Source organism: Sphingomonas sp. CCH9-E2 (assembly GCF_001557215.1).
Lineage (GTDB): Bacteria > Pseudomonadota > Alphaproteobacteria > Sphingomonadales > Sphingomonadaceae > Sphingomonas.
Genome location: NZ_LSJM01000417.1, coordinates 1 through 6,365, shown reverse-complemented (window position 1 = coordinate 6,365; position 6,365 = coordinate 1). Strand labels below are relative to the sequence as shown.

The 6,365-nt window shown below is 69.1% G+C and carries 8 protein-coding genes; 7 read left to right on the top strand and 1 reads right to left on the bottom strand.

Going from position 1 to position 6,365, the window contains the following annotated elements:
- Window positions 1-66 precede the first annotated feature (66 nt).
- The 5 genes from fliQ to AX681_RS18825 all read left to right on the top strand — a co-directional run bounded on the left by fliQ (window position 67) and on the right by AX681_RS18825 (window position 4,260).
- The gene (gene fliQ, locus AX681_RS18845) at window positions 67-336 is read left to right on the top strand and encodes a flagellar biosynthesis protein FliQ (RefSeq protein WP_066682622.1); all 270 of its coding nucleotides are present in this window, start codon (window positions 67-69) and stop codon (window positions 334-336) included.
- A 126-nt stretch (window positions 337-462) separates the two neighbouring features.
- Window positions 463-1,245: a flagellar biosynthetic protein FliR gene (fliR, locus tag AX681_RS18840; RefSeq protein ID WP_066662885.1), complete on the top strand. Its 783-nt coding sequence runs from the start codon at window positions 463-465 to the stop codon at window positions 1,243-1,245.
- On the top strand, window positions 1,245-2,387 hold the full coding sequence (flhB, locus tag AX681_RS18835) for a flagellar type III secretion system protein FlhB (RefSeq protein ID WP_066682620.1): 1,143 nt from the start codon (window positions 1,245-1,247) through the stop codon (window positions 2,385-2,387). The genes fliR and flhB overlap by 1 nt, the downstream gene beginning before the upstream one ends.
- A gap of 33 nt (window positions 2,388-2,420) precedes the next feature.
- On the top strand, window positions 2,421-3,857 hold the full coding sequence (gene fliD, locus AX681_RS18830) for a flagellar filament capping protein FliD (RefSeq protein WP_231733728.1): 1,437 nt from the start codon (window positions 2,421-2,423) through the stop codon (window positions 3,855-3,857).
- 4 nt (window positions 3,858-3,861) lie between these two features.
- A complete protein-coding gene (locus AX681_RS18825) occupies window positions 3,862-4,260 on the top strand; it encodes a flagellar export chaperone FliS (protein WP_066659710.1) in 399 nt (132 codons plus the stop codon).
- Between the two features lie 5 nt (window positions 4,261-4,265).
- Here AX681_RS18825 and AX681_RS18820 read toward each other — a convergent pair whose 3' ends face one another.
- Entirely contained in the window at window positions 4,266-5,336 is a 1,071-nt protein-coding gene (locus AX681_RS18820) for a CaiB/BaiF CoA transferase family protein (RefSeq protein WP_066682614.1), read from the bottom strand.
- 68 nt (window positions 5,337-5,404) lie between these two features.
- Between AX681_RS18820 and AX681_RS18815 the strand changes: the two genes are divergently transcribed.
- Both AX681_RS18815 and AX681_RS18810 read left to right on the top strand, forming a co-directional pair.
- Entirely contained in the window at window positions 5,405-5,941 is a 537-nt protein-coding gene (locus tag AX681_RS18815; RefSeq protein ID WP_066657150.1) for an NADPH-dependent FMN reductase, read from the top strand.
- A gap of 87 nt (window positions 5,942-6,028) precedes the next feature.
- Window positions 6,029-6,365, top strand: a 337-nt coding sequence (locus tag AX681_RS18810) for a response regulator (protein ID WP_156456140.1), incomplete at its 3' end; no start/stop codon positions are given.

Here is a 6,365-nt window from a genome sequence, read left to right as displayed (position 1 = left end):
CACCCAGCCAGGCTACCCTATGGGTGGCCGGGTGGGGGAGCGGGCTGGTGCCGCAAAGGACTAAGAATGGACGCAGACTATTTTCTGTCGGTCGCGCGCGAGGCGATGTGGATCCTCGCGCTTGCCTCGGCCCCGATCCTGATCCCGGCGCTGCTGTCGGGCCTGATCCTCGGCATGATTCAGGCGGCGACGTCGATCCAGGAACAGACGCTGACCTTCGTGCCCAAGCTCGCGATCGTCGGGGTCAGCCTGGTGATCTTCGGCGGCATGATCATGACCCTGCTCGGCGATTTCACCACGACGATCTTCGAACGCATCCCGGATCTGGTGAAGTGACCTTCGCCCCGGTCCCCGCAGCCCCGCCCCAGCTGCCGCCGCGCCCGATCGTGCGCCTGCCGCACGCACCGCGCGGCGACGCACGGCGTACGCGCTGGGCCCCGACTTCGGCCAGCATCCACTGACATGCTCGGCTTCGGCCTCGCGATCGAGCCGCAGCTCTGGGCGCTGCTGTTCACGATGGTGCGCGTCGGTGCGGCGTTCCTGGCCGCGCCGGTGTTTGGCGCCGTCGCGGTGCCGCTCAACGTCCGCATCCTGCTGACCGCCGCCGTCTCGATCCTGTCGATGCACGCCGCGCCGATCGCGGTGCCGGGCGAGGTGTTCGTGCTGACCACGATCCTCGCCGTTGCGGCGGAGGCTTTGGTCGGCCTCGCGCTCGGTTTCATCCTCCAGATCGCCTTTGCCGCGCCGTTGGTGGCGAGCGAGGTGATCGGCGTGTCGATGGGCCTCAGCTTCGCCACCGCGATCAACCCGCAGACCGGCCAGTCGACTCCCGCGCTCGGCCAGTTCCTGACCGTGCTGCTCACCTTGCTGTTCCTCGCCGTCGACGGCCATCTCGTGCTGGTCGAGCTGATCGTGCGCTCCTACGAACTATTGCCCCCCGGCGGTGCCTGGCTCACCCCGGGCAAGCTCATGAACATCGTGCTGTTCGGCGGCTACGCCTTCCTCGCCGGGCTGCTGCTCGCGCTGCCGGTCGGCTTCCTGCTGCTGTGCCTCAACATCGTGGTCGGCATGCTCTCGCGCTCCGCCCCCGCGCTCAACCTGTTCGCGATCGGCATTCCCGCCAGCCTCGCCATGGGTGTCCTCGCGCTGCTCGCCGGCATGCCCGCGATGGGCGATTACATGCTCGTCATCGTGCGTGAGGCGCTCGACGCCGCACAGGCCCTGGTCCTGGGAGGGCTGGGCTGATGTCGGAGAGCGCGGGCGAAAAGACACAAGCACCAACACCCAAGCGCAAACAAAAGGCGCTCGACGACGGCGACCTGCTCAAATCGCGCGAGTTCGGCGCGGCGCTGATCATGCTGCTCGGTTGCGGCTGGATGATCCTGATGGGGCCGCAACTGCTGTCGGCGATCCGTGAGGTGATGGCGGCGAGCTTCAGCTTCGGCCGCGCCGATATCGAGAGTTTCCAGCCGTGGAAGCCGCTCGCCACCGCCGGGTGGAAGCTCGCCCCGTCGCTCGGCGCACTGCTTGCCATCACGCTCGGCGGTGCGGTGCTGAGCCAGGCAGCGCTCGGCGCATTCCGCTTCAACGGCAAGCTGATGGCGCCGAAGGGCAACCGCATCAATCCCGGCTCCGGCCTCAAGCGCATCTTCGGCCCGACCGGCTGGATCGAACTCGGCAAGTCGCTGCTCAAGGTGGTGCTGCTCGGCGGAATGGGCGCGTGGCTGCTCTGGGGATCGGCGCCGATGACGATGGGACTGGTCTCGTCCGACCTCGGCACGGCGGTGAAATCGCTCGGCGATACCTTCGCGACGCTCGTGCTCGTGATGGCGGGGGGGCTGTTGCTGATTGCAGGCGTCGACCTGCCGATCCAGATCTTCCGCCACATGCAGCGGCTCAAGATGAGCCTGCAGGAAGTGAAGGACGAATATAAGGAAACCGAAGGGTCGCCCGAGGCCAAGGGCCATCGCCGCCAGCGCCAGCGCGAGATTGCCAAGGGCGGGCTGCGCAAGAGTGTCGCGACCGCGCATGTCGTGCTCACCAACCCGACCCACTTCTCGGTCGCCTTGCGCTACGATCAGGGCAGGGATCAGGTGCCGGTGGTGGTCGCCAAGGGGCGTGGCGAGATCGCGCTGGCGATCCGCGAACTGGCCGACGAATTCGCGGTGCCGCGGATCGAACTGCCCCCGCTCGCGCGCGCGCTCTACTTCACCAGCCGTGAGAATCAGGAGATTCGCGACGACCTCTATCTCGCGGTCGCGACGGTGCTGGCGTTCGTGTTCGGCCTCGACAAGCGTGCCGGCACGGCGATGCCGACGGTCAAGGTGCCGGAGACCGCCCTGTTCGACGAAAATGGCGTGCAAATCGGCCTTAAGGGCAAGCCGTGATGGCCGTTCTTCAAGGCATGGGGGATTGTGACCGTGGCCATTGAATCGATTGCGAAAACGATCGGCACCGGGTCGGGCATCGACACGACCGCGCTCGTCCAGAGCCTGGTGGATGCACAGTTCGAGCTGAAGAACGCCGCGCTCACCAAGCGCGAGGAGACGCTGACCGCTCAGATCACGGCGGCAGCGACGCACAAGAGCAACATCACCGGCTTTGCCACCGCGCTCGCCAGCCTGACGCGCGGCGGCACGCTGGCGACTCAGCCGACCAGCTCCAATCCCGCCATTCTCGGCGTCACCCGCCTCGCCGGCGCCAACCTCGCCACCCTCAACGCCAAGGTCGAGGTTCGCCAGCTCGCCGCGCCGCAAAGCGCCGCCAGCGCCGCAGTGACCGACCGCACCGCCGCCATCGGACAGGGGACGCTCACCCTCACCTTCGGCACCGCCACGGTCGCCGATGGCGCGATGACCGGCTTCACCGCCGGAAGCGCAGCCCCGGTCGCGATCACCATCGGCCCGGATAACAGCAGCCTCGACGGCATCGCCGCCGCGATCAACGCGGCCAAGGCGGGCATCACTGCTTCGGTCGTGACCGACAGCGGCGGCGCGCGGCTGGTGGTCAAGGGCGCGAGCGGGGAGGCGCGCGCCTTCACGCTGACCGCGACCGAAACTCCCGGCCATACCGGCCTCGCCGCGCTCAATGTCGGTGTCGGCGCCACCGGCACCACCATCGGCAGCGCCGCGTCCGACGCGATCGTCGCGGTCGACGGCATCGCGTTGCGTCGTGACGGCAACAGCATCTCAGATCTCGTCCCCGGCGTCCGGCTCGATCTGTCTTCGGCCCAGCCGGGCACGATCGTGACGATTGGCAAGGCCGCGCCGACCAGCGCGCTGCTCCAGGCCGCACAGGATTTCGTCGCGACCTATAACGAGGTCTATTCGGCGCTGAACAAGGATCTCGACCCGCTCGACGGCGCGCTGCGCGGCGATGCGGCGGCCAAGGCGGTGAAGCGCCAGCTGCAACAGATCACGATCGCGCAGGTCGCGACCGGGGCGGCGGGTGAGCCGACCACGCTGGCCCAGATCGGCATCCGCACCGAACGCGACGGGACGCTAAGCGTCGACACCGCCGCGCTGAGCCGCGCGCTGGTCGATTACCCGCAGGCGGTCGAGCGGTTGTTCGCCGAACCTTCCGGCACCAACGCGACCGGCAACGGCGTCGCGGGCGCGCTCAACGCCATCGCCGCAACCGCGTCCAGCACCACGCGCGGTCTCGGCGCCAGCGAGGCGGGCTATACCCGCGCCAAGGCCGATCTCGACGAGGACAAGGCCGAGATCCTGACCAAGATCGAGGACACGCGCACCCGCATGACCCGCCAGTTCGCCAGCATGGACGCCAAGGTCGCGGTCTATAAATCGACGATGAGCTTCCTCGAATCGCAGGTCGAAGCCTGGAACAAGCAGAATTGATGCGATGACCCGCCCGATCCGCCTCAGCACCGACGCCGCCGCCACCTATCGCACGATCGATGCGGTCGGACGCACGGCCGCCGCCGATCCGCACCAGCTGGTGGAGCTGATGTACAAGGAGTGCATCGCCGCGCTCCGCTCCGCCGCCTTCGCGACCGAAAAGGGCCAGTTCCCGGTCAAGAGCGAGCGCATCGCCCGCGCCACCGCGATCCTGTTCGCACTGGAAGGCGGCCTCGATTTCGAACGCGGCGGCGACGTCTCGCGCACGCTCGCGACGCTCTATCACGGGCTGCGCAACCAGATCGTCCACGCCAGCATCGGCAGCGATCCAGCGCCGTTCCGCGCGGTCGCCGATGATCTCGAGGAAATTGCCGGCGCATGGAGCGCCGCGCGCGCGGCTTAGCGCGTTTAATCCACCCACCGCCCCAGCATCTCCCCCACGCTCGTCACCACCGCCGGTCCCACCGGGGTGGCGCGTGGGGCAAATTGCGGCGCGGTCGGGCCGCCTGCCGGACCACTCGCCAGCGGGCGCCGGGCGAGCGCATGCGGGTGCCGCGCGGCCTCCGCCAGGCTCAGCACGGGCGTGACGCAGGCCGCCCCATCGGGAAAGCGTGCGACCCATTCGTCGCGCGTCCGGCTGGCGAAGCGCCGCGCGAACTCCCGCGCCATGTGCGGCCAGCCCGCGCGGTCGAATTGCGGGATCTTCGACGCCTCCAGCCCCAGTACCGCGCACAGATCGGCAAAGGCGGATGGCTCGATCGCGCCGACCGCGACATGCCGCTCGTCGGCGCAGCGATAGGTGCGGTAAAAGGGTGCGCCGCCATCGACCAGATTGGCCTCCCGCCGGTCGAGCCAGCGCCCGCTCTGTGCCAGGCTCTGGGTCAGCGCCATCAGCGTGCCGACCCCGTCCGCTGCGGCGGCATCGACGATCCGTCCCTCGCCGCTCGCCTGCGCGCCCAGGATCGCGCTGACCATGCCCAGCGCCAGGAACATGCCGCACCCGGCATGGTCGCCCAGCAGGGTCAGCGGCACCACCGGCTGGTCGGGCGTGCCGATCGCGTGGAGCGCGCCGGTCAGCGCCAGCACGTTGATGTCGCTGCCCGGACGCTCCGCCATCGGTCCGTCCTGCCCCCACATGCTCGCCCGGCCATAGACCAATCGCGGGTTGCGCATCCGGCACGCATCGGGGCCGATCCCCAGTGCCTCGATCGAGCGCGGCGGCATCCCCTCGATCAGCCCGTCGGCGCGGTCGATCAGGTCGCGCAGCTCGTTGATCGACGCCGGGTGCCGGAAGTCGAGCTCCAGCTCGCGCCGCCCGCGATACAGGCTCGGGACGATATGGCTCGCGCTCGCATCGGGCTGGACGATCCGCACGACATCCGCGCCCAGATCGGCCAGCAGCATCGCGGCGAACGGGACCGGCCCGATCGCGTCGATCTCGACGATGCGCACCCCCGCCAGCGGTCCCTTGCTCTGCACCCCATGCCTCCGTTGCCGACAGCCGGATCAGGGTGGCCGATCGCGCCGCTTTCCGCTAGCCCCGCGACATGACCACGCCCCATATCGTCGCCCTTGGCGGAACATCGCGCACCGAATCGACGACCGGACGGGCGCTGGCGCGGTGTCTGGCGATTGCGGAAGAAAGCGGCGCGCGCACGACGCTGCTGACCGGGGACGCAATCAACTTCGCCCCGTTCGAGCTGTGCGATCCCGCTGGCGACGAGAAGATCGCGCATTTCGTCGCGACTCTGCGCAGCGCCGATGCGGTGATCGTGGGGTCGCCCGGCTATCACGGCACGCTGTCCGGGATGGTCAAGAACGCGCTGGATCATGTCGAGCTGCTGCGCGGCGACGATCGCGTCTATTTCGATCGGGTGCCGGTCGGCATCGTTGCCACCGCCGGGGGATGGCAGGCGGCGGTATCGACGATGGCGGCGCTGCGCACCGTCGTCCACGCGCTGCGCGGCTGGCCCACACCCTTGGGTGTCGCGATCAACACCGGCGCGCCCGGCGACCCGCTCGGCGACGCCGATGGCCAGTTGCGCATGATGGTCGACCAGCTCCTGTGGTTCCTGCGGCGCTGAGGGGCTTAGTTGGTTTTGCGGCACCGGCCCGCTCTGCCCGGCGCAACGTTAACAGGATCGTGACGCTCCCGCGATAGAAGGTGCGTCATGGGGAGCACCACCCAAAACGGCGAATCGCGCCGGCGCGGCACGCGCACGATCCTGGTTGTCGACGACAGCCGGACCAGCCTGCGCGTCATCGGCGGGCGGCTCGGCGCGATGGGCTATATGGTCGTGCTCGCCGATAGCGGGCGCGAGGCGCTCGACCTGATTTCCGGGCGCGGCTTCGATCTCGTCCTGCTCGACATGGTCATGCCCGGCATGTCGGGGCTAGAGGCGCTGGCGGAGATCCGCACGGCACCCGACACTGCGGACCTGCCGGTGATCATGATCACCGCGCTCAACGACACGCACGGCGCGGTCGCGGCGCTCGCGGCGGGAGCCG